Genomic DNA, 20,203 nt, shown 5'->3' with positions numbered 1-20,203 from the left:
CCCCTTCTCCTTCCCCTCCTCTGTCTCTTCCTTCAGAAAGGTCACCATGGACAAGCTCACGATCTCCGCCACCGCCAACGGCCTGAACTACCTGCCGGAATACCTCGCCGACCAGGAAGGTCTCTTCCGCGACGGGGGACTTGAGGTCGCCGCCGTCGCCCGCGACCCCTGGACCGGCGTCCTGGACGACCTTGAGAGCGGACAGGCCGACATCGCGCTCGGCGGACTGTGGGTACCGGCCATGTACGCGGGCAGCGAGCGCGAGTTGAGCGTCGTGTGCCAGCTCAATCACCAGTTCCCCATGGCCATCGCGATCCGGGACGGCGGCGACGCCTCCGCCGGGTTCGCCCTGGAGGACCTGCTCGGCAAGGTCGTCCTGGCCCCCGGCGCGGGCGGCAGCGCGCCCTACGAGTTCACCGCCGGACTGCTGCGCGAGGCGGGCGTGGACCCGGCCGGCATCCGCTTCGTCCGCGACCTGTCCACGGCGATGCTCGTGGAACTGTTCACGGCCGGACTCGGCGACGCCATCATCGCCGACCTGGTCACCGCCACCGAACTGGAGGCCGCGGGCGCCGCCCGGATCGTCTTCCGCCACCTCGACGGCGGCGGCATCATGCCCAACAGCGTCTACTACTGCCGCACCGAGCGCGTGGCCGAACTGCGCGACCGCATCACCCGTTTCGTCGCCGGCATCGACGCCGCGATGCGGCTGCTGCCGACCGTCGACCCGCACACCGTCGACTCCGTCCTCAAGCGCCGCTGGCCCGAGAAGGACCCGGGCATCCTGCGCGAGGCACAACGCCAGATGGCCGAGAGCGCCGTATGGGACACCGTCGCCATCGACGAGAGCGCCAGCGACCGGTGGATGCGCATCCTCGCCGAAGGCGGCCTGGTGCGCTCCGCTCCCTCCTACGCCTCCCTCGCCGACGACAGCTTCATGGCGGAGTACCGATGACGCTGCTCCTCGGCTCCGCCGACCTCACCGGACTGGTCAGCCGCGCCGAGGTCATCGGGGCCGTACGCACCGCGCTCATCGATCTCGCCGAGGGCCGGGCCGAACAGCCCGCCCCCGTGGCCTTCCCCGGAGCCGGCACCACCCAGTTCCTGCCGATGGCAGCCACCTCCCACCGCCTGGGGCTGTCCGCGGTCAAGGTCATGTCCGACGCGCCCGACAACCGCGGGGCCGGACTGCCCACCCAGCGCTCCACGGTCCTGCTCCTGGACGCGCGCACCGGAGAATGCCTCGCGGTACTGGACGGCGAGGTCGGCACCCGGACGCGTACGGCGGCGGCCAGCGCGGTCGCCACCGACGCCCTCGCCCGCACGGACGCCCGCGTGCTGGGACTGGTCGGCGCGGGGCGCCTGGCCATCGAGCACGTGCACGCGCTGCGCGAGGTCCGAGCCCTGGACACCGTGCACGTCTGGTCCCGTTCCCCCGCCACCCTGCGCGCCTTCCACCACGCGGTGGGCGACCTCGTCGAGGTCGTCGAGGCACCCGATCCGCGGCACGTCGTCGAGGCGGCGGACATCGTCTGCACCCTCACCCCCGCCCGCCTCCCGGTCGTGCACGGCCGGTGGTTCCGACCCGGCCAGCACATCAACGCGGTCGGCGCCCCACCACGCCCCGACCACCGCGAGATCGACTCGGCGGGCATGGCCCGCGCGAACGTCGTCGTCGACAGCACCCCCACCCAACTCCTGAAGTCCGGAGAGGCCCTGCTCTCGATCGCCGAGGGCGCCACCACCACGGAGACCTTCGGCCGCGAACTCGGCGCCGTCCTCGCCAGATCGGCCCCCGGCCGCGCCACACCACAAGAGGTCACCCTGTTCAACTCGGTCGGCATCGCCCTCCAGGACCTCGCCTACGCCGCCCTCGCCACCGAACGCGCCCGCACCGCCGGAATCGGCATCAACACCCGCTCGGCGTACGGCACATCGGCCCGTCTGCCGGCCTACGCGACAGCAGTACGGAACCTGGCGCCGGAGGCCGCGCGATGACCGCGACCGCCGCCGTCCTCGACCGTGACGTGAGCACCACAATGGCCAGTGTCAGCGCGGTGAGTCGGGCAGCGCGACGAGCAACTGCTTGTCCGTCACGACCGCCAGCGACAGGGTGCGATAGCCGACCGTCTCGAACAGGACGGTGATCTTCCCGTCGCCCTGGCTCAGGACCTCGCCCTGACCCCACCGGCCGTGCCGCACGCGGACACCCGGCAGATAGGCGTGCTCACCCACTGCGGGCGGTGTGGCCGTCTCCGCCGCCCGGACGGCACCGGCCGAGGCGCCCACGCGCGCACCGGCCCGGCTCCACCGACCCCATCGCCGCCGCCGTACGGTGGATTCGTGCTGCCCGGCGGGCTCGGACCGTTCGCGTCCGGGCCCGCTCACCGGCTTGGCCACCGGACCCGCGCAGCTGTCGCACGCCCCGCACGGGACGAGGGCGGAGTCGCCGAAGTATCCGAGGAGGAACCGCCGCCGACAGCCGGTCGTCTCGGCGTACCCGCGCATCATGTCGACCCGGGACTGTTCGAGCTTGAGGTGCGTGGCATGCACGGTGAGCGCGCTGCGCACGGCGGCGTCGACGGCGTCGTCCGCGCAGGCGCCGGGCGTGCCGGTGAAGCGGCTGCCGTCCCGCCCGGTGCGGACGGCCCCGGCCTCCTCCAGCAGGTTCAGCACGGCGGACAGGGCAGTCGCGCCGAGTGCGCAGTCGGCCCGGAGCCGGGTCGCGGTCACGGCGCCCGCGGCGCCGCGCAGGCGCTCCGCGACGCGGCGCAGCGCGTCGGCGTCCGGGGCACCGGCGGCGAAGAAGCGTTGCAGGCCCAGGTCCTGCGGGCGGTAGGCGAGGATCGCCCTGGCCGGTGCGCCGTCGCGGCCCGCCCGGCCGATCTCCTGGTAGTAGGCGTCGAGCGAGCCGGGGACGGACGCGTGCAGCACGAACCGTACGTCCGCCTTGTCGATGCCCATCCCGAACGCCGAGGTGGCCACGACCACGTCGAGTTCACCGGAGCTGAACCGGTCCTGGGCCTCGCGGCGTTCGGCGGCGGAGAGCCCCGCGTGGTAGCTCGCGGCGGACAGCCCGAGGTCGCTCAACTGCTCGGCATAGCTGTCCGCCGCCTTCCGCGTCCCCGCGTACAGGATCCCCGGCTTCTCCTCCACGGCCGTCCGCTCCACGACGAACCGCTCCTTGGCGGCGGGGTCCTGAAAGGCCGACACCTCCAGGCGGATGTTGGGGCGGTCGAAGCCGGCCACTATCTCCACCGGGTCGTCCATGCCCAGACGGGCGGCGATGTCCCGCCGAACAGGGGCCGCCGCGTTCGCGGTCAGGGCGAGCACCGGAGGATTGCCGAGCCGCTCCCGCGCGTGGCGCAGCCGCAGGTAGTCCGGCCGGAAGTCGTGCCCCCAGGACGACACGCAGTGCGCCTCGTCCACCACCAGCAGCCGGGGTCGTACGGCGGCGAGCCGGTCGGTCACATCCGGCTTGGCGAGTTGCTCGGGCGCGAGGAAGACCACGTCGACCGAGGAGGCGCTGATACGGGCCCATGCCGTCTCGTTGTCGCTCCGGCGCTGGGCGGAGTTGATGGCGGCGGTGCGCAGCGCGCCGGATCCGAGCAGGCTCTGCATCTGGTCCCGCTGAAGCGCGATCAGCGGCGAGACGACCACGACCGGACCGCCGAGCAGGACCGCGGGCACCTGGTACACGGCGGACTTGCCCGCGCCGGTCGGCATGACGGTGAGGACGTCACGCCCTTTCAACACGGCCTTCATCGCGGCCAGTTGGGCCGGTCGCAACCGCTGCCAGCCGAAGACCCGACGGGCGACGCCGCGCAGTCGACGGGACGTGAGTGTGAGCATCGTTCTCCTTGAGACGTCGGCGTCCAACCGCCGGATGTCCAACCACCGAGAGTCCGGCCGCCGGATGTCTGGCGGCTACCCCGGTTCGCCGGAATCTCGCCTCGCGCGATTCGGTCACCGTGGTCACGGCTACTCGGCCGTGTTCGCGGTGCGCCCGGTCAACTCGGCCGGATCGAGACGGTGTTGGGTCACAACCCTGTGAAGTCGGCGAGTGTCTGACCTATCGGGAGTAAGGCACTCCTAAGATCACAAGGGGGAAATATGAGACTCGTCCATTCCGTCCTCGCCGGTGCCACCATGGCGGCCCTGGCGGTCGGCGCCACGACCGTTCTGGCCGGCCCCGCCTCCGCGGCGCCGAACACCACCGCGCAGAAGGTCTGCGGGAGCGGCTACAAGACCGTCAATTCCGCGCCCGTCGGCACGCAGGGCACCGTCTACCTGACCTACAACGCGTCCAACGGCAAGAACTGCGTCGCGACCATCCGCACCAATCCCGGCGCCGCACGCGCCATGGGGGCGTGGATCTACGTCTCCGACACGGAGGAGTACGCCCAGGACGAGGGCGCGTACACGTCGTACGCGGGGCCGACCTATGTCCAGGGCAGGGCCCACTGCGTCGACTGGGGCGGCCACATCGACAACGTGTACGTCTACATCACCGGCTCCAACTGCGCCGCGCTGACGGAACATCGGGTCACCACAGTCCGCTGACCCGCGCAACGCCGACGCCGTCCGGCCCACTCCTCTCATCGCCGGGGGTGGGCCGGACCCCCACATCCGATTGACATGACCCCCGCATGTAAAGATTCGGGAAAGTACATCGGGGGTCAGGGGGAACGTGTGGTGGCTGGTGCTCTGTTTCGGACCGAGGACGTTCCCAAGGAGGAAAGGTTCGAGTACTGGCGTCAGTTGGTGGGGCTGACTCGTGCCAGTGAGATCATCAGTGCTCATTCCGGTGATTTCTGGGCGGAGCACCGGTTGATGGAGATGGGACCGGTGACGGTTTGGCCGTCGGCGTTTCTGCCGACGCGCTATCGGCGGACCGGGAAAATGGTGCGGCAGAGCGATCCGGAGCTGTATCACCTGACGCTGATGCTTGAGGGGGAGCTGGCGTTCGACCACGCCGAGCGGAACGGGACCTTCGGCTCCTACGACCTTCAACTGGCCGATAGTTCGCGGCCCTACGACGTACGGTCCCCGGACGACCATGAGCCCCGAGTCGTCAGGGGCATCGGCGTGGACTTCGCCAAGGCGCTGCTGCCGCTGCCCCCGCGTGAGATGGGCGAACTGGTGGGCCGAGTCCTGTCCGGGCGCGAAGGCCCCGGCGCCCTGCTGGCGGAGCTGCTGGTCGGACTGGGCCGACAGGCCGACACCGTCCGGCCCGCCGACGCGGCCCGGCTGGGGAGTGTCGTACTCGATCTGATCTCGGTCTGTTTCGCGCAGGCGCTCGACGCGGAGCGGCGCCTGCCGCAGGAGTCACGGCAACGGGCCCTGGCGCTGCGGATCCGGGCGTTCATACGGCAGAACCTGCACGACCCCGAGCTGGCGCCGCCCGCCATCGCCGCCGCGCACCACATCTCGCTCAGCTATCTGCACCGGATCTTCCAGGAGCAGTGGCCGGGGGAGACCGTCGCGGGCTCGATCCGCCGGTCGCGGCTGGAGAACGCCCGCCGTGATCTGGAGGACCCCTCCCTGCGCGGCACGCCGATCCAAGTGGTGGCCGCCCGCTGGGGTTTCGTCCGGGCCTCCGACTTCACCCGGGCGTTCCGCGCCGCGTACGGGCTCTCGCCGAGGGACCACCGCGTCCAGGCGCTGTCACCCGCCGGGCGGGCGGACGGACCGGGGGAGATGCGCGACGGAGTCCTGCGCGGTTCTGCGTTCGGGGCGCTGGGCCGCCCCGGCCGGTGACGGACGAGACGTCCGCCGAACGTAGACGCAGTGCGAAACAGGTGTGAACGGAGTGACAACACGGCTCGATCGCGGATTGACATGCTCGATCAAGCGCCGACCGGGACGGGGGACTCAGCCCCGGTCGGCGCCCCGAACCGCCGTCCTTCCGTGAGCCGCGCTCACTCCCGCCACCGACCGGAGCACTGTCATGCCCCTGCCGTCATCATCGTCACCGGCCTTCCCACCGGCACGTCGTCGGCGGCGCCGCGCCCTTCTCGTCGGCTCCGGTCTGCTGACCGCCGCCGCCGTCTTCACGGGCATACAGACCGGGGCCTTCACGGACGGCCCCGCAGGTTCCGGACGGCAGCAAGGCACCGTAGCGGCTGAGTCCAAGGCATCACGCCCACCGGCCACCACCGCCCCCGGGCCCTCCGTCACGGCTGCCCCGACGTCGCCGTCCGCTGCGCCCCCGAGCCCCAACACGCCGCAGTCGAAGCCGAGTTCGGACCACACGGGCCGTACGGACGGTACGGACCGCACGGACTCGACGGACACCGGGACGACGGCCACGGGCCGGGCCGGGACGAACGCCGCCACCGCCGCGCTCAACGGCACCCAACTCGCCCCGTCCGCACTGCCCGACTACGACGAGATGCGCTGGCGTCCGATCTCCGATGCGGTGACACAGCCCCTCGACCAGGACTTCGGCCTCAACGAATGCGTGTCCGTCCCGGGCGCGCTCGTCTGGCAGCAGCAGGGCTTCATCAGCGCCCGCCAGACACCGGCCGTCCAGGACACCCTCTCCTTCCCCGACGAGGCCTCGGCCCGCGCCGCCTACCGCGGGGTCGTCGACGCCATGAAGGGCTGCGCCGCCAAGAGCCGCGCTCTACAGAAGCAGTACGGACTCGCCCAGGACGCCGAGGTCCGCCGTACGGCCGCTGTCGCCGACCCTACCGACGGGACGTCCTGGATGCGCAGTTGGAACGGTGTACAGGGCTTCTCGGCCCCCGGCGACCAGACCAACCACGTGTACGCCGTGCGGCACGGCCGGGTCCTGGCCCTCCTGCACTTCGACGAGTGGGCCGCCAAGGCCGCCCCGTCCTACGACCCCAGGGGCGACGCGGCCGTACTGTGCACCCTGGGCGCACAACTGGCCGGCTGACCACGGCCCAACTGCCGTCCGGCTCCGGCTGATCGAGAGCCCGAGAGCCCGAGAGCCCGAGAGCCCGACAGCTCGACAGCTCGACCGCCTACCGGTTCCGGCCGAACCACGGCCCGAACCGCCGACCGCGCACCGCCGCGGATCGACCTTCCACCTCCCACCCTCCACTCACCGTTGCAGGAGCACAGCCATGTCCGCACTGCGTACCCGCGTCGCCCGCACCACGACCTTCCTGCTGGCCGCCGGGCTCACCGTCTCCGCGTTGGCCGTCACCGCGCCGACCGCCCAGGCCGCCTCGTCGGTCGGCGGCACGATCAGCCGGGCCGAGATGCTCTCCCGTGCCCAGAACTGGGTCGACGAGAAGGTGCCGTACAGCCAGTCGAGCTACTACCCAGACCCACAGGGCCGCAACTACCGCATGGACTGCTCCGGTTACGTGTCCATGGCTTGGCACGCGGACAGCAGCTACACCACCTGGACGCTGCCCAGCATCTCCACCGAGGTCAGCAAGACCAGCCTGCTGCCGGGCGACGCCCTCAACTACACCGAGCAGCACGTGATTCTCTTCGGCAACTGGATCGACAAGTCCGCGGGCACCTTCAAGTACTTCGCCGAACAGAACTCAAGCGTCCTCACCGACACCTATACCGGAAACCTCAACTCCAGCTCCCTGGCGGGCTGGCCGACCAGCGTCTACCAGGGCCTGCGCTACGACAAGGTGACCTCCGGCCAGGACGGCATCGGCATGTGGGACCCGTCCAACCACTACTTCCACCTCCGCAACACCCCCAACGCCGGTGGAAACGACAGGGACTTCGTGTTCGGCGCGGACGGCATGACCCCGCTCACGGGCAACTGGGACGGCCAGGGAGCGGACGGCGTGGGCATGTGGAACCCGGCCAACCACACCTTCTACCTCCGCAACTCGCCCAACGCCGGGGGCAACAGCTACGAGGTCAGTTTCGGCAGCGCGGGAGACATTCCGGTCGTCGGTGACTGGGACGGGAACGGCACCGACACCATCGGTGTGTGGCGTCCGTCCAACCACACGTTCTACCTCCGCAACTCCAACACCGCGGGCGCGGCCGAGAAGACCTTCGTCTACGGCGGCGACGGCATGGCCCCCCTCGCCGGCGACTGGGACGGCAACGGCACCGACGGCATCGGCATGTACAACTCGGCCACACACATGGTCTACCTCCGCAACACCGCCAACGCCGGTGGCAACACATACGAGTTCGGCTACGGCAGCGCGGGCGACCAGGCCGTGGTCGGCGACTTCGACGGTGACGGCAAGGACACCGTCGCGGTCTGGCGCGAGAGCAACCACCGCTTCTACATCAACAACCAGAACACCAACAACGTCGCCGACTCCGACTTCGTCTTCGGTGCCGACGGCATGATCCCGGTCGCGGGCGACTGGGAGGAGTGACCCATACGGCGGCGCCGTTCCCACGAACGGCGCTGCCGCGTCACGCCTGAGTCCGCCCGCACCACCCTCACGCACCCGCCGCGTCGGCTGCCGCCAACTCCCATCAGCGCAGCCGCACTTCGGCCTGCCCACCTCCCAAGGGGTCCTTTTGTCTGCCAAGCCTCCCGCCGCTACCGCCACGCGCCGCACGCACCGCCGCCCTGTCGCCCTCGCCCTCACCACGGCCACGCTCCTCGGCGCCTCCGCGCTCGCCACCGGTGAGGCGTCCGCCGCCTCCGTCGCGACCTGGGACAAGGTCGCCGAATGCGAGAGCGGCGGCAACTGGTCCATCAATACCGGCAACGGCTACTACGGCGGCCTCCAGTTCTCGCTCGCCACCTGGCAGGCGTACGGCGGCACGCAATACGCCGCCTATCCGCACCAGGCCACCAAGAAGGAGCAGATCCTCACCGCCGAGAAGGTGCTGAAGGCTGCCGGCCAGGGCCAGTGGCCGGTGTGCGGCCCACAGGCCAACCTGGGCGCCGACACGAGCGACCCGTACCCCGCGACCCCGCAGGACGGCGTGGGGATGTGGGATCCGTCCAACCACTACTTCCACCTCCGCAACACGCCCAACGCCGGTGCAAACGATGCGGACTTCGTGTTCGGCGCGGACGGCATGACCCCGCTGACAGGGAACTGGGACGGCCAGGGGTCGGACGGCGTGGGCATGTGGAACCCGGCCAACCACACCTTCTACCTCCGCAACTCGCCCAACGCGGGCGGCAACAGCTACGAGGTCAGTTTCGGCAGCGCGGGAGACATCCCGGTTGTCGGTGACTGGGACGGCAACGGTACGGACACCATCGGTGTGTGGCGTCCGTCCAACCACACGTTCTACCTCCGCAATTCCAACACCGCGGGCGCGGCCGAGAAGACCTTCGTCTACGGCGGCGACGGCATGACGCCGATCGCGGGTGACTGGGACGGCAGCGGCAGCGACGGTATCGGCATGTACAACTCGGCCACGCACATGGTCTACCTCCGCAACAGCACGAGCGCGGGCGGCAACAACTTCGAGTTCGGCTATGGGAGCGCGGGCGACCAGGCCGTGGTCGGCGACTTCGACGGCGACGGCAAGGACACCGTCGCCGTGTGGCGCGAGAGCAACCACCGGTTCTACATCAACAACCAGAACACCAACAACGTGGCTGACTACGACTTCGTCTTCGGTGCCGACGGCATGATCCCGGTCGCGGGCGACTGGGATGGCAAGTAGGTGCTGAGGCGGTCCTCGCACTCACGCATACAGGAGTGGGAAGTCGACCGTGGCCCAAAGGGCACGTGGAGCGGTCGGTCTGTCGGAGGTCGGGTGGGTGTCGGTGGTCCACAGCTTGGCGTGGGTGGTGGAGTTGTCGACCGATGGCCAGCCCGGGTTGCCTGTTGCTGCGAAATCGGCCCATGCGCGGACCATTTGGTGTGCCAGTCCATGGTCTGCGGAAGTCGGCGCGCCCCCGATCAGGAAGGCGAGACGTTCGTCATCGAGGTTGCCGAAGGCGAAGGGGATGTCGGCGCAGTGCCAGGCCCGCACAAGCCCGTTGCCTGCCGTGCGTCGGCGATCGAACCGCGACAGGTAGGTCCGGCCTCCGGCTCGGCTATGCGCCTCGGCGAGTCGGTTGCTGTACTCCCCGAACAACAGGTCACCGAATATGGCGAGGTAGACGTCCAGGACCGGAGCGTGGGGCGTAGCGGCGCGGTAGCCGGCCACCAGGCTGTCGGGCAGGCCGAAGTCCGAGGCGAAGCGCGCCAGTTGTTCATCGGTGGTGATCTTCGCGCTACTGCCGACGGCGTCGAGCAACCAGTACTCCTCCGTGGTGTGACAGACCAACAGATCCACGTCCCGGGCCGCTCCGGTACGCACTCCCGTGAGCGGATCGGTAGGCAGGACATCACCGTCGAGGACCGGAGCGTAGAGCGAGGGGTCGTAGTGGCGGGATCCGGAGGAAGGGTTCCGGCGGTAGTCCTCGACGACCCGGTCGGATGCCATGACCAGTGCCTGTGGAGTCGCCGATGCCAAGCCTTCGGGCGTGGCGGGGCAGCCCGCCGCCGCGGCGACTTCGCGTGTGGTCGCCGTGGCGATGTCGAGCGTGTAGCAAGGGCTGGCGGCGCTGTGGGCGATGGCGCGGTGGAAGAGGCCGCGGGCGCGGTTCATGACCATCAGGCAAGCTACTGAGGCGGCTCCGGAGGACTGGCCCGCGATCGTGACGTTGTCGGGGTCTCCACCGAACCCGGCGATGTTCTCGCGTACCCAGTGCAGGGCCGCGACCTGGTCGAGCAGCCCTCTGTTGTCTGGGTAGGCGGCTGTCTCCGCACCGGGTAAGTGGCCGAAGCCCTCGAAGCCGAGCCGGTAGTTGAGGGTGACCAGGACGAGCCCGGCGCCGGCCAGAACGGTTCCGTCGAAATCGGGCTGGGCCGAGGAACCGAAGGTGTAGGCACCGCCGTGCAGCCACACCAGGACGGGAAGGCGGTCTCCCTCTGGAACCGGCGTCCACACGTTGAGGGTGAGGATGTTCTCGTCGCCCGGTGACCACACGGGTGCGCCGGGCAGCTGAGCCGACTGCGGGGCGATCGGGCCGAAGTTCGTACCGTCCCGCACGCCGGTCCACGGCCGTGCCGGAAAGGGTTCTCGGAACCTGTTGGCGCCGAACGGAGGTGCGGCATAGGGGATGCCGAGGACCGCGACGACACCGGCAGCGGCACGAAAACCTCGGACCGAACCGCTCGTCGTCTTGAAGACGTCCATGGAGACTGCCTCTCTATTGGTGAACGGGTGAGCGGGGGTCTTTGGCGCGTTCTCTGGTGTTCGTGGCGCATAACCAGGTGACTCTTCCCGCGGCTTCGACAGCACTCGGGATCGACGAGTTACTGGATGCTCCAGCGATGCGGATGCGTGGGTTCGTTGGGGCAGGCGAATACGTTGAGTTCACCCCAGCGGCCCACCGTGACCTCCGTGGGGGTGGCGCACCGGTGGGTCGGCCGGTTCTGGTCCTCCAGCGGTTTCCAGCTGCCGCTGCCGCCGTCCCACTCCGAGCTGTCGATGGTCAGCAGCAGGTGCATCGGAGCCGTGCAGGTCAGGCAGTCCATGGGATACGGGTCGGTCGCATGCCAGGAGGCGAAGCCGCCCACGCGCCAGCCTGGCGGGATGGACAGGTCGTACTGGTACCCGGGCGGCTCTGCCGCGTTCCCGTCCGCCGACTGCTCGGCTTCCCCTTCGAGGGCTTCCTCCCAAGCGTCGATCCGGGCGCAAAGGTCCTCGGGGAGAAGGCCGGCAAACGGGTAGGTGACCACCTGCTCGGGGTGCAGCACGCAGGGCTCGGGCACGAAGCCGTCGGACCCGACGACCAGTGGCTGCGGCGGCGCGGTCATCACCTCACCTACCTCTGACGACCGCCGCCAGCTCAGATGCAGTTTGAGGTCGTACCGGCCAGGGCCGTGCGCGTCGAAGGGGCACCAGAAGACCTGAAGCAGATCGCAGTCGCCCGGCCCCGCCGGAAGGTCAGGCACATCACGCCGGTACAACTGCGCGAGACCGATCATCGGCAGCGGGTCGGTCTCGGTCGCCCCGGGGATCCGGTGCTCCCGGTGCAGCTCGCCCAGGAGCTCCCGTTCCTCGTCCGTCGGGCCGGGAACTTGCTCGCGAGTCCATGCGGAAGCCAGAACCTGACGATAGCGGTGGATATCAGCTGGGCGCCGACCACGCCCGCGGCCGTGGGCCTCGTCGCACATCGGCCAGGGCTCGTCCCTCGGCCACAACATGGGGCCGCCCACGGAACTGGCCGACACGTCTGGTCTGCCAGGCCGGGGATGGAGTCGAGTCGTCGTCCCCCGGTAGGCGGCCAGTTCCGGAAAGAGCGCCTCGACATCGAGAGGGCGCGGGGGCGTGGTCCTGGTCATGGGCGCGACCCTAGACGCCCGGTGGCACCGGTCGGGGAGCACCCCTGGCAGCTGCCGCCTCGCACGCTGCTCACAGGCGGGTGGTGAAGCGGCCGTCGCGGAATTCCAGTTTCGCGCACCGCGCGGTGATCCCATTCCAGAGGCTCGGGAACCACCGTGTGCTGGATCGCAAGTCAACCCCCCACTGTCGATGGAGCCGCTGCCTGACAGCGCGCACGTGTCAACGTGTGGATTGTTCAACGATCCCTCGATAGGATCGTTGAAGACTTCATCGTCGGTTTCGCGAACGCGGAACCGTAACCCACCGGAGGACTGCGGGAGATGAGCAGGCGTCAGTACGAAGAGGTGGACGACCACGGGCAGATCCTGTTCAGCGACGATCCGGCGCTGCGGCTGGAAGCCGTGCTGATGGGTGTGGGCACCCAGGAAGGCACGGTCACCCTCGATCACGCGCAGACGCGTCACATGCCCGCTGCCCTCTTCGAGTTCAGGCGTTCCCTGAAGGTGGGTGGCTACGGGATTCAGTTCGCGGTGCCGCACGCGGCCTCGCTCGACGAAGTGCCCAGGGAACCGCAGATCGAAGGCGCCGTCCTGTTCGGCATGAGGCGCCTGCCGCCCGAGTTCTCCGACCTGCGGCTGCCCGACCCGTCAGGTTCCGACGATGACGAGGCCCGCCTCGACGGGAAACGGCCCACCATCTTCGACGAACTACGCATACGCGAACCACCGCGACACGACGCCGGCGAGGTCTACTTCGGCATGAAACGCAGGTCCCCCGGCCACGCCGACCTGTGCTCGATCCCTGGATGGGAACTGCACGAGACACCTGACGACCAGCCAGGGCCCTGGCAGGATTTCGGACACGCCTACTCCCGGCTGGAACTGCGGGCGCCGGACGGGGACATCTACTCCCGGACCTGGGTCCCGTACGACCCCGAGTGGGAGGCCGCCGCCCTGTGTCACGGTCACGTCGTGTGCCTGTGCGGTGTGACCTTGGGGGTTCGGGCGCCGTACGGGATGACCGGTGCGCAGTACACCTCGGACATGCGCTACGAGTACTTCCGTTACGGGTGCGCGGTGGGCCTGACGGTTGGTGGACTCGTCGCCTACGTCAACCACCGCTGACGCGCAAATCCGAGTCGGCACGTATCGAGGACGAACCGGACCGCAACGTGGTTGCGAGCGGGGCCGGCGGAGCATGCGTGCACGGGTTGGGAGATGTCGGCGGCAGTGTCCCCTCGTGAAGATCGAAACAGTGGACAACTCAAGAGCTCGAACGGTGAGAACCGGCCCGGACGGGCACATCACCCCTCACCGGGTTTCCTGATCTCCAACTCCGCGCTCGCGGCGCTGCTCAGGGTCGCCAGCAGGCCGGGGGACATGGTCTTCGTCGTCATCAGGTTCTCGAAGGTGCCGGCCAGGGCCCATTGCCGGAAGCGGTGATGGACCGTTTGCCAGGCGCCGTAGTGATCGGGCATGTTCCGCCATGAACTGCCGGTGCGGAAACGCCACATGACCCCGTCGAACTGCTTGCGCAGACCCTCCGGGTAGGGGCCGCGCTCCCCGACCGGGAGCAGTGCTTCCACCGACGCCCATTCCGCGTCGCTGAGGTCGCCAGGAGTCGGTCCGGACTCGTCGGTGGCGTGGGGGCGGGGTACGTCCAGTTCGACCAGGAGGGAACGGATCGTCTCGACTACGCGCATGACCATCGCGGGGTCGGCGCCCGCCCGGGCGTGGGCGCTCATACGGATCGCGGGTGAGGGGGGAAGGTCCGTGTATTCGACCAGGCCGTCCGGTCCTCGGCCCGTCGCCGCGAGGAGGGCCACGCCTAGTCCGGCGCGGGCGGCGTCCAGCACTCCGGCGAGGTAGGCGGCGTCGCAGACCACGGAGGCTTGGATCCCGTGTGCGGAAAGGACGTCGAGGGCCTGGCGGCGGACCGCGCAGGGTTCCTCGATCGCCACCAGGGGCAACGCTGCCGCCCGCGGCGGGGTCCAGCCCGGGGCGGCGTACCACTTCAGGGGTAACCCGCCCAGGTGCATGGCCTCTATGGAGACGGCCTCGGTCACGTACACCGCCAGATCCACCGACCTGCGGTCGACGGCCTCGACGAGGCGCGCGGATCGGTCGATGCGGAACCGGACCTCGCTGCGCGGGAGTGTTTCCTGGACGGCCGCGGTGATCCTGGGCAGGATCCGGTCGGCCGCGTGTTCGGCGGAGCCGATGACGATCGTAGCGGGCTCGGAACCGAGCAGTCGCCGAGCGGCCTCGTCGTGGACGCTGAGGATCCAGCGTGCCTCGTCGAGGAGCAGATTGCCGGCCGCGGTGAACCGGGTCGCCCGGCCCGCTCGTTCGACCACGGGCCGGCCGAGTGTCTTCTCCAGCCGCCGCACATGCTGGCTGACCGCGGACTGGCTGAGCGCCAGCGATTCCGCGGCCCGGTGGAATCCACCCTCGTCCGCGACGGCCACCAGAGTGCGCAGCGCGATGATGTCAAAGACCGCTCTCATGGGCGCACGCTAACATCAACTAATAAGTATTTAAGGTCACTTGAGGCCTTGTTCCTGGTTGTTCACACGTATGTATCGTGAGCCGTTGGCCAGTTGTTCGCCCGCCCTGACGCATTGTCAAGTGGCTGCGGAAAATGCGTGGAAGGTAGGGGAGGGACCCCGGGAAGTTAGGGGTTGGTCGGGCTGGGGACCGATGACACGGTGGGCGGACCGCGCCCGTGCTCCCGGAAGAGACCACCATGACTGCCCTGCGTACCGTCCTGATCACCGGCACGTCCTCCGGTATCGGCCTCGCCACCGCGGTCCAGGCCGCCGAGGCCGGCTGGAACGTCGTCGCCACCCTCCGCGACCCCGGCAGGGCCGATGCCCTGCGCGCCGCCGTCGAAGCGGCCGACGTCACCGACCGCGTCCATGTCGCCCGCCTCGACGTGACCGACCCGGCGTCCGTCAAGGAGGCCGTGGCTGACGCGGTCGCCGCGCACGGACACCTCGACGCCGTCATCAACAACGCCGGGGTCGGCCGACTCGGCACCGTCGAGCAGATCGGCGTCGAGGCCTTCCGCTCCGTGCTGGAGACCAACTTCTTCGGAGTCGTCGAACTGACCCTGGCAGCGCTGCCGCATCTGCGGGCCCGCAGTGGTCGGATCATCACCGTCTCCAGCCTCGGCGGCATCGTCGGACAGCCCTTCAACGAGGCGTACTGCGCGGCCAAGTTCGCCGTCGAGGGATTCCTGGAGTCCCTCGCCCCGGTCGCCGCGACCACCGGCGTGCAGGTATCGGTGGTCGAACCGGGGCCCGTCGCCAGCGAGTTCGTCGCCAGCCTGGGACCCTCCGTGCCCGGCCTGATCGAGAACGCCGGACCCTACGAGGCGGCCTTCAAGGCGTACGCCGCCGCCACCGAGGGTCTCTTCGAGCAGGCACAGAGTTCGGCGGAGGCGGCGGCCGTCGTCGTCGACGTCCTCACCGCAGAGAAGCCCGCGTTCCGCGTACAGACCTCCGACCTGGCGCGCGAACTCGCCGGGATCAAGCTGTCCGACGTGGACGGCTCCGCCGTACAGGCGTTCACGACGCCCTGGCTCGGCTGAGCCCTCACGGCAGGGCGACCACCTGGGCCGCGTGCGAGAGACCGGCACCGAAGCCCACCAGCAGGGCGAGGCCGCCCCTGGGCACCGCGCCCCGGGCGAGCAACTCCTCCACGGCGAGCGGAACGGACGCCGCGGAGGTGTTGCCCGCGTGGACCACGTCCCTGGCCACCACCACGTGGTCCGGCAGCCGCAGGGCTTTCGCCGATCCGTCTACGATGCGGAGGTTGGCCTGATGCGGGACGAACGCGGCCAGGTCGGCGACGTCCACTCCGGCGGCGTCGAGCGCCGCGCGGGCCGTCCTCGGCACGGTGGCCACCGCCCACCTGAACACGGCGGGCCCGTCCATCCGCAGCGTCGGCGGCGCGGTCGGCCCCGTCCCCGGCACAGGCCATGGCGCGGAGTGCGCGATCGCCTCGTGCCGGTCTCCCTCGGAACCCCAGACCACCGGGCCGACACCCGGCTCGTCGGCCGGACCCACGACCATCGCGCCGGCGCCGTCCCCGAACAGGAAGGCCGTACCGCGGTCGGTGGGATCGACGATGTCCGTCATCCGTTCCGAACCCACCACCACGACATACCGGCTGTTTCCCGACCGGATGAGGGAGTCGGCCGTCGCCAGCGCGTGGCAGAAGCCCGCGCAGGCGGCACCCACGTCCATGGCACCGGCCGAGCGCGCGCCCATCCGGTGTGCGACGCGCGGCGCGGCCGGGGGTGACTGTTCCAGTTGGGACATGGACGCGAGCAGGACCGTGTCGACCGCGTCCGGGGCGACGCCGGCCTGGGCCAGTGCCTTCACCGAGGCCGTCACCGCCATGGCCACGACGGTCTCGTCCGGCGCGGCGAACCGCCGGGCGGAGATGCCCGACCTGCGCCTGATCCACTCGTCGCTCGAATCGATCGGCCCCGCCACCTCGTCGTTCGTCACCACGCGGGCGGGCCGGTACGCCCCCACCCCCAGAACACGGGATCCCGGGACGGTCGCGGAAGCCCGCAGCGTCCGTACGGCCGCGCTCGTCATCACGCCTCCGAAGCCGAGGTGGAATCTGAAGCCGGAGCCGATGTCGTGGGCGAGCCCAGGATCGCCGACGCGCCGTACTCACCGGCCAGATACCGCTGCCGTGTCAGGCGCCGCTGCACCTTCCCGCTGGACGTCTTCGGCACGGACCCCCTCCTGACCACCAGGACCTCGTCCGTGTCCAGCCGCTGACGGTCCAGCACCGCGTCCCGGATCCGCTCCCGCAGCCCCTCGGAGCCGCCGTGGCGCAGTGCCCGTCCGTCGGCCTCGACCACCAGCACCAGCCGTTCGGACACGCCATCGTCCACGGAGAACGCGGCGGCGCAGTTCGGGTGCAGGGCGGGGTCGGCGCTCTCCGCCGACACCTCGATGTCCTGCGGGTAGAAGTTGCGCCCCTTGCGGATGATCACGTCCTTGATCCGGCCGGCCACGAACAGCTCACCGGCGTGGACGAAGCCGAGATCGCCGGTGCGCAGCCAGGTGCCCCGAGTCTCCTCGCCCGCGAGACGAACCCCGAAGGTCAGCAGGTTCTCCTCGGCCCGCCCGTGGTAACCGTCCGCGACACAGGGGCCGTTGACCCAGATCTCGCCGACCACGCCGTCCGGGAGTCCGGCCAGTGACACGGGGTCGACGACACGTACCGAGGTCGCTCCCGACGTCGTACCGCAGCCGACCGCGTGGACGACATGCTCGGAAGGCGCCGACGCGGCCGGGAGCGGTTCGACACGTCCCTCGCGCAGGGCCTCGGCGGACACCGGCAACACCGTGGGTTCCTGGTCCTCGCGGCTGCCGGTGACCTTGAGGGTGTTCTCCGCGAGACCGTATCCGGGGCACATGGCCGTCGAGCGGAAACCGGCGGCGGCGTACGCCTCGGTGAAGGCGCGGACCGTGCCCGCCCGCACCGGTTCGGCGCCGTTCGCCGCCACCCGCAGACTGGACAGGTCCAGCCCCTCGGGTACGCCGCTCTCGGCCGCCGCCCGCACGCACAGGTCGTAGGCGAAGCTCGGTGCCGCGGTGTGGCTGCCGCGGAACCGGGAGATGGCCTCCAGCCACCGGGCCGGGCGGCGGATGAACGCGTCGGGGGCCATGAGGTAGGCGGGGATGCCCGCCCACAGCGGCAGGACGATGCCGAACAGCATGCCCATGTCGTGGAAGAGGGGCAGCCAGTTGACCACCGCGCTGTCGGGGCGGCAGGGCCACAGCAGGTCCGTCTCGGCCACGTTGCTGCGGAAGTTGGCGTGGGTGACCCGGACGCCCTTCGGGTCGCCGGTGGAACCGGACGTGTACTGGAGCAGGGCGATGTCGTCCGGGCCGGCGTTCGGGCCGGACCAGGCGGCATCGGGCGGCGCGGTCAGCGACGCGGAGTCCAGGAGAGTGAGTCCCGCCAGCTCCGGCGCGTCGCTGAATCGTTCCTCCAGATCCTGCTTGACGGCCGCCGTCGTGAGCACCGTGGCCGTGCCCGCGTCGTCGGCGATACGGCGCAGCCGCTCCAGACCGCGCAGCCGGCTCGGCACCTGCACCGGAGCGCCTGCCACACCGGCGTACATGCAGGCGAGCAGGGTGGTGACGAACTCCAGGCCGGACGGGTGGAGCAGCACGGCGGCGCCGCCGCGCAGCCCGGCGGCGTCCAGCGCGGCGGCCCGGGACCGGGCGGCCTCGTCGAGGCGACGGTAGGTGAGGGTCTCGTCCGGGATCTCGCCGTTGCGCAGGAACACGTAGGCGATGTCGTCGGGCTGGGTCCTGGCACGCAGACGCAGTACCTCGGGCAGGCTGGGCAGTGAGGTCGCCGGGGGAGCGAGGGCGGTGGCGGTCATCAGGGTGTGACTCTCCTTGCCGGGGCGCTGTGCGCCGGTGCGTACCGCTCGGGGCGGTGAGTGAGGGCGTCGGGGCGGACGCGGGGGCCGCTCAGCCGGCCAGCGCGGGCTCCGGGGTGTCGCGCAGCGGATTGAGCCGTTCCTCGCCGATCGCGGCGCGCAGTCGCGGGTCCGTGACGCCGAGGCCGGGCGCGGGAGCCAGGGCGAGGACACCGACCTTGCCGGTGTGGCCGTTCGTCTGCACCAGACGGGCCGCCTCGCCCGCCTCGGAGAGCGGGAACACCTCGGAGAGGATCGGTGCGACGCTGCCGAGCTTGAGCAGCCGCATCATCTCCGCGGCCTCCTGGAGATTCATGCCGTGACTGCCCACGATGCGCTTGAGGTTCATCCAGAAGTACCGGTTGTCGAAGGTGTGCTCGTAGCCGGTGCTCGAACCGCAGGTGACGACGGTGCCGCCGCGCCGGGCGAGGATGACGGAGATCCCGAAGGTGGCCCGGCCGACGTAGTCGAACACCACGTGCGGGTCCTCGCCCAGCTCCGCCCGGATCGCCCGGCCGAGCCGCTTGGCGAGTTCCACCGTCTCCCTGCCGTCCGCCGGCACACCGCCGACACCGATCTCCTCACGGTTGATGACGATGTCGCAGCCGAGCCTCCGCAGCAGCTTCGCCTTCTCCTCGGAGCCGACCACACCGACCGGGATACCGCCGCCGTTCTTGACCAACTGCACGGCGAACGCGCCGAGTCCACCGGTCGCACCCCAGATCAGGACGATGTCGCCCTGCTTGATGCGGGCGCCCCGGTCACTGACGAGCATCCGGTAGGCGGTGCCGCCGCACAGCGGCACACAGGCCGTCTCCTCCCAGGTCAAATGGCCCGGCTTGGGCAGCAGTTGACTGGCCCGTACGACGGTGTAGTGGGCCAGACCACCGAAGTTGGTCTCGTAGCCCCACGCCTTCTGGTCGGCGCCGAGCATCCCGTCGGCGTGGGTCACCGGGTCCTGGTCGTCCACCACCGCCGCGTTGACGGCCACGTGGTCGCCGATCTTCCAGCGCCTCACCCCGGCGCCGACGCGCACGATCACGCCGGCCGCGTCGGAGCCGATGACCTGGAACGGCTGGTCGTGCCGGGCCGCGTAACCGCCGGTCCTGGCGAAGCGCTTGAGCGCGTCGAACGTCGACACGGGCTTGAAGGTGGCCGACCAGACCGTGTTGTAGTTGATCGAACTGGCCATGACCGCCACCAGCACCTCGTCCGGGGCGAGTTCGGGCATCGGCACCCGGCCCACCCGCAGAGAGCGTCGTACGTCGCGGTCGGCCGCCCCGTCGAAGATGCCGACGTCCTCCTGCCGAAGGTGCGCGGCCACGAAGTCCTTGGGGACCGGAGCGCGTTCGAGCTCGTCCGCGGAGGCTCCCCGGAGAACTGCCTCGGTCAACGAATCCATGGGTAATTCCCCTCGGTTCGACATGGGTCTGTGGCTGTCGCCTGTTTTCGACAGACGCTATGGCGGGTCGTT

16 protein-coding genes are annotated in these 20,203 nt (G+C 70.1%); 9 read left to right on the top strand and 7 right to left on the bottom strand.

Annotated elements, in window-relative coordinates; all coding sequences use genetic code 11:
- The first annotated feature begins 46 nt into the window (after positions 1 to 46).
- Together ACIQPR_RS21595 and ACIQPR_RS21590 are read left to right on the top strand one after the other, a co-directional pair.
- Positions 47 to 955 carry an ABC transporter substrate-binding protein gene (locus tag ACIQPR_RS21595; RefSeq protein WP_403650712.1) on the top strand — a complete coding sequence of 303 codons (909 nt, stop codon included), beginning with the start codon at positions 47 to 49 and terminating at the stop codon, positions 953 to 955.
- Positions 952 to 1,998: an ornithine cyclodeaminase family protein gene (locus ACIQPR_RS21590; RefSeq protein ID WP_403650711.1), complete on the top strand. Its 1,047-nt coding sequence runs from the start codon at positions 952 to 954 to the stop codon at positions 1,996 to 1,998. The genes ACIQPR_RS21595 and ACIQPR_RS21590 overlap by 4 nt, the downstream gene beginning before the upstream one ends.
- 51 nt (positions 1,999 to 2,049) lie before the next feature.
- Here the strand turns inward: ACIQPR_RS21590 and ACIQPR_RS21585 are convergent, their stop codons facing one another.
- Positions 2,050 to 3,852: a RecQ family ATP-dependent DNA helicase gene (locus ACIQPR_RS21585; RefSeq protein ID WP_403650709.1), complete on the bottom strand. Its 1,803-nt coding sequence runs from the start codon at positions 3,850 to 3,852 to the stop codon at positions 2,050 to 2,052.
- 261 nt (positions 3,853 to 4,113) lie between these two features.
- Between ACIQPR_RS21585 and ACIQPR_RS21580 the strand changes: the two genes are divergently transcribed.
- The 5 genes from ACIQPR_RS21580 to ACIQPR_RS21560 all read left to right on the top strand — a co-directional run bounded on the left by ACIQPR_RS21580 (position 4,114) and on the right by ACIQPR_RS21560 (position 9,594).
- A complete protein-coding gene (locus tag ACIQPR_RS21580; RefSeq protein ID WP_403650707.1) occupies positions 4,114 to 4,563 on the top strand; it encodes a spore-associated protein in 450 nt (149 codons plus the stop codon).
- 132 nt (positions 4,564 to 4,695) lie between these two features.
- Positions 4,696 to 5,760: a helix-turn-helix domain-containing protein gene (locus ACIQPR_RS21575; RefSeq protein ID WP_403650705.1), complete on the top strand. Its 1,065-nt coding sequence runs from the start codon at positions 4,696 to 4,698 to the stop codon at positions 5,758 to 5,760.
- A 190-nt stretch (positions 5,761 to 5,950) separates the two neighbouring features.
- On the top strand, positions 5,951 to 6,904 hold the full coding sequence (locus ACIQPR_RS21570; RefSeq protein ID WP_403650703.1) for a hypothetical protein: 954 nt from the start codon (positions 5,951 to 5,953) through the stop codon (positions 6,902 to 6,904).
- 190 nt (positions 6,905 to 7,094) lie between these two features.
- Positions 7,095 to 8,336, top strand: coding sequence for a hypothetical protein (locus ACIQPR_RS21565; RefSeq protein ID WP_403650701.1), 1,242 nt, complete (start codon positions 7,095 to 7,097; stop codon positions 8,334 to 8,336).
- Between the two features lie 148 nt (positions 8,337 to 8,484).
- On the top strand, positions 8,485 to 9,594 hold the full coding sequence (locus tag ACIQPR_RS21560) for a transglycosylase family protein (protein WP_403650699.1): 1,110 nt from the start codon (positions 8,485 to 8,487) through the stop codon (positions 9,592 to 9,594).
- Positions 9,595 to 9,615: 21 nt separating this feature from the next.
- On the opposite strand, the gene ACIQPR_RS21555 is transcribed toward ACIQPR_RS21560, so the two are convergent.
- Positions 9,616 to 11,118, bottom strand: coding sequence for a carboxylesterase/lipase family protein (locus ACIQPR_RS21555; protein ID WP_403651479.1), 1,503 nt, complete (start codon positions 11,116 to 11,118; stop codon positions 9,616 to 9,618).
- 119 nt (positions 11,119 to 11,237) lie between these two features.
- Positions 11,238 to 12,269 (bottom strand): hypothetical protein, encoded by a 1,032-nt coding sequence (locus ACIQPR_RS21550; protein ID WP_403650698.1) that lies wholly within the window; start codon positions 12,267 to 12,269, stop codon positions 11,238 to 11,240.
- A 321-nt stretch (positions 12,270 to 12,590) separates the two neighbouring features.
- Here ACIQPR_RS21550 and ACIQPR_RS21545 point away from each other — a divergent pair, with 321 nt between their 5' ends.
- Positions 12,591 to 13,394 (top strand): hypothetical protein, encoded by an 804-nt coding sequence (locus ACIQPR_RS21545; protein WP_403650696.1) that lies wholly within the window; start codon positions 12,591 to 12,593, stop codon positions 13,392 to 13,394.
- 179 nt (positions 13,395 to 13,573) lie between these two features.
- Here ACIQPR_RS21545 and ACIQPR_RS21540 read toward each other — a convergent pair whose 3' ends face one another.
- A complete protein-coding gene (locus ACIQPR_RS21540; protein WP_403650694.1) occupies positions 13,574 to 14,776 on the bottom strand; it encodes a transposase in 1,203 nt (400 codons plus the stop codon).
- Positions 14,777 to 15,015: 239 nt separating this feature from the next.
- Between ACIQPR_RS21540 and ACIQPR_RS21535 the strand changes: the two genes are divergently transcribed.
- Positions 15,016 to 15,861 carry an SDR family NAD(P)-dependent oxidoreductase gene (locus ACIQPR_RS21535; RefSeq protein ID WP_403650692.1) on the top strand — a complete coding sequence of 282 codons (846 nt, stop codon included), beginning with the start codon at positions 15,016 to 15,018 and terminating at the stop codon, positions 15,859 to 15,861.
- A gap of 4 nt (positions 15,862 to 15,865) precedes the next feature.
- Here ACIQPR_RS21535 and ACIQPR_RS21530 read toward each other — a convergent pair whose 3' ends face one another.
- From ACIQPR_RS21530 to ccrA, 3 genes are all read right to left on the bottom strand, one after another.
- Positions 15,866 to 16,879 (bottom strand): beta-ketoacyl-ACP synthase III, encoded by a 1,014-nt coding sequence (locus ACIQPR_RS21530; protein WP_403650691.1) that lies wholly within the window; start codon positions 16,877 to 16,879, stop codon positions 15,866 to 15,868.
- Entirely contained in the window at positions 16,879 to 18,690 is a 1,812-nt protein-coding gene (locus ACIQPR_RS21525) for a fatty acyl-AMP ligase (RefSeq protein ID WP_403650690.1), read from the bottom strand. Before ACIQPR_RS21525 ends, ACIQPR_RS21530 begins: the two co-directional genes overlap by 1 nt.
- 91 nt (positions 18,691 to 18,781) lie before the next feature.
- Positions 18,782 to 20,131: a crotonyl-CoA carboxylase/reductase gene (ccrA, locus tag ACIQPR_RS21520; protein ID WP_403650689.1), complete on the bottom strand. Its 1,350-nt coding sequence runs from the start codon at positions 20,129 to 20,131 to the stop codon at positions 18,782 to 18,784.
- Between the last annotated feature and the right edge of the window lie 72 nt (positions 20,132 to 20,203).

Source organism: Streptomyces sp. NPDC091280, from assembly GCF_044768565.1.
Lineage (GTDB): Bacteria > Actinomycetota > Actinomycetes > Streptomycetales > Streptomycetaceae > Streptomyces.
The sequence above is the reverse complement of the archived record's forward strand: the minus strand, read 5'-3'. Positions and strand labels throughout refer to the sequence as shown.

Coding starts and splice junctions, on each gene's coding strand:
- ACIQPR_RS21595 (WP_403650712.1), top strand. CDS start 47: ATGGACAAGCTCACGATCTCCGCCACCGCCAACGGCCTGAACTACCTG.
- ACIQPR_RS21590 (WP_403650711.1), top strand. CDS start 952: ATGACGCTGCTCCTCGGCTCCGCCGACCTCACCGGACTGGTCAGCCGC.
- ACIQPR_RS21585 (WP_403650709.1), bottom strand. CDS start 3,852: ATGCTCACACTCACGTCCCGTCGACTGCGCGGCGTCGCCCGTCGGGTC.
- ACIQPR_RS21580 (WP_403650707.1), top strand. CDS start 4,114: ATGAGACTCGTCCATTCCGTCCTCGCCGGTGCCACCATGGCGGCCCTG.
- ACIQPR_RS21570 (WP_403650703.1), top strand. CDS start 5,951: ATGCCCCTGCCGTCATCATCGTCACCGGCCTTCCCACCGGCACGTCGT.
- ACIQPR_RS21565 (WP_403650701.1), top strand. CDS start 7,095: ATGTCCGCACTGCGTACCCGCGTCGCCCGCACCACGACCTTCCTGCTG.
- ACIQPR_RS21555 (WP_403651479.1), bottom strand. CDS start 11,118: ATGGACGTCTTCAAGACGACGAGCGGTTCGGTCCGAGGTTTTCGTGCC.
- ACIQPR_RS21550 (WP_403650698.1), bottom strand. CDS start 12,269: ATGACCAGGACCACGCCCCCGCGCCCTCTCGATGTCGAGGCGCTCTTT.
- ACIQPR_RS21545 (WP_403650696.1), top strand. CDS start 12,591: ATGAGCAGGCGTCAGTACGAAGAGGTGGACGACCACGGGCAGATCCTG.
- ACIQPR_RS21540 (WP_403650694.1), bottom strand. CDS start 14,776: ATGAGAGCGGTCTTTGACATCATCGCGCTGCGCACTCTGGTGGCCGTC.
- ACIQPR_RS21535 (WP_403650692.1), top strand. CDS start 15,016: ATGACTGCCCTGCGTACCGTCCTGATCACCGGCACGTCCTCCGGTATC.
- ACIQPR_RS21530 (WP_403650691.1), bottom strand. CDS start 16,879: ATGACGAGCGCGGCCGTACGGACGCTGCGGGCTTCCGCGACCGTCCCG.
- ACIQPR_RS21525 (WP_403650690.1), bottom strand. CDS start 18,690: ATGACCGCCACCGCCCTCGCTCCCCCGGCGACCTCACTGCCCAGCCTG.
- ccrA (WP_403650689.1), bottom strand. CDS start 20,131: ATGGATTCGTTGACCGAGGCAGTTCTCCGGGGAGCCTCCGCGGACGAG.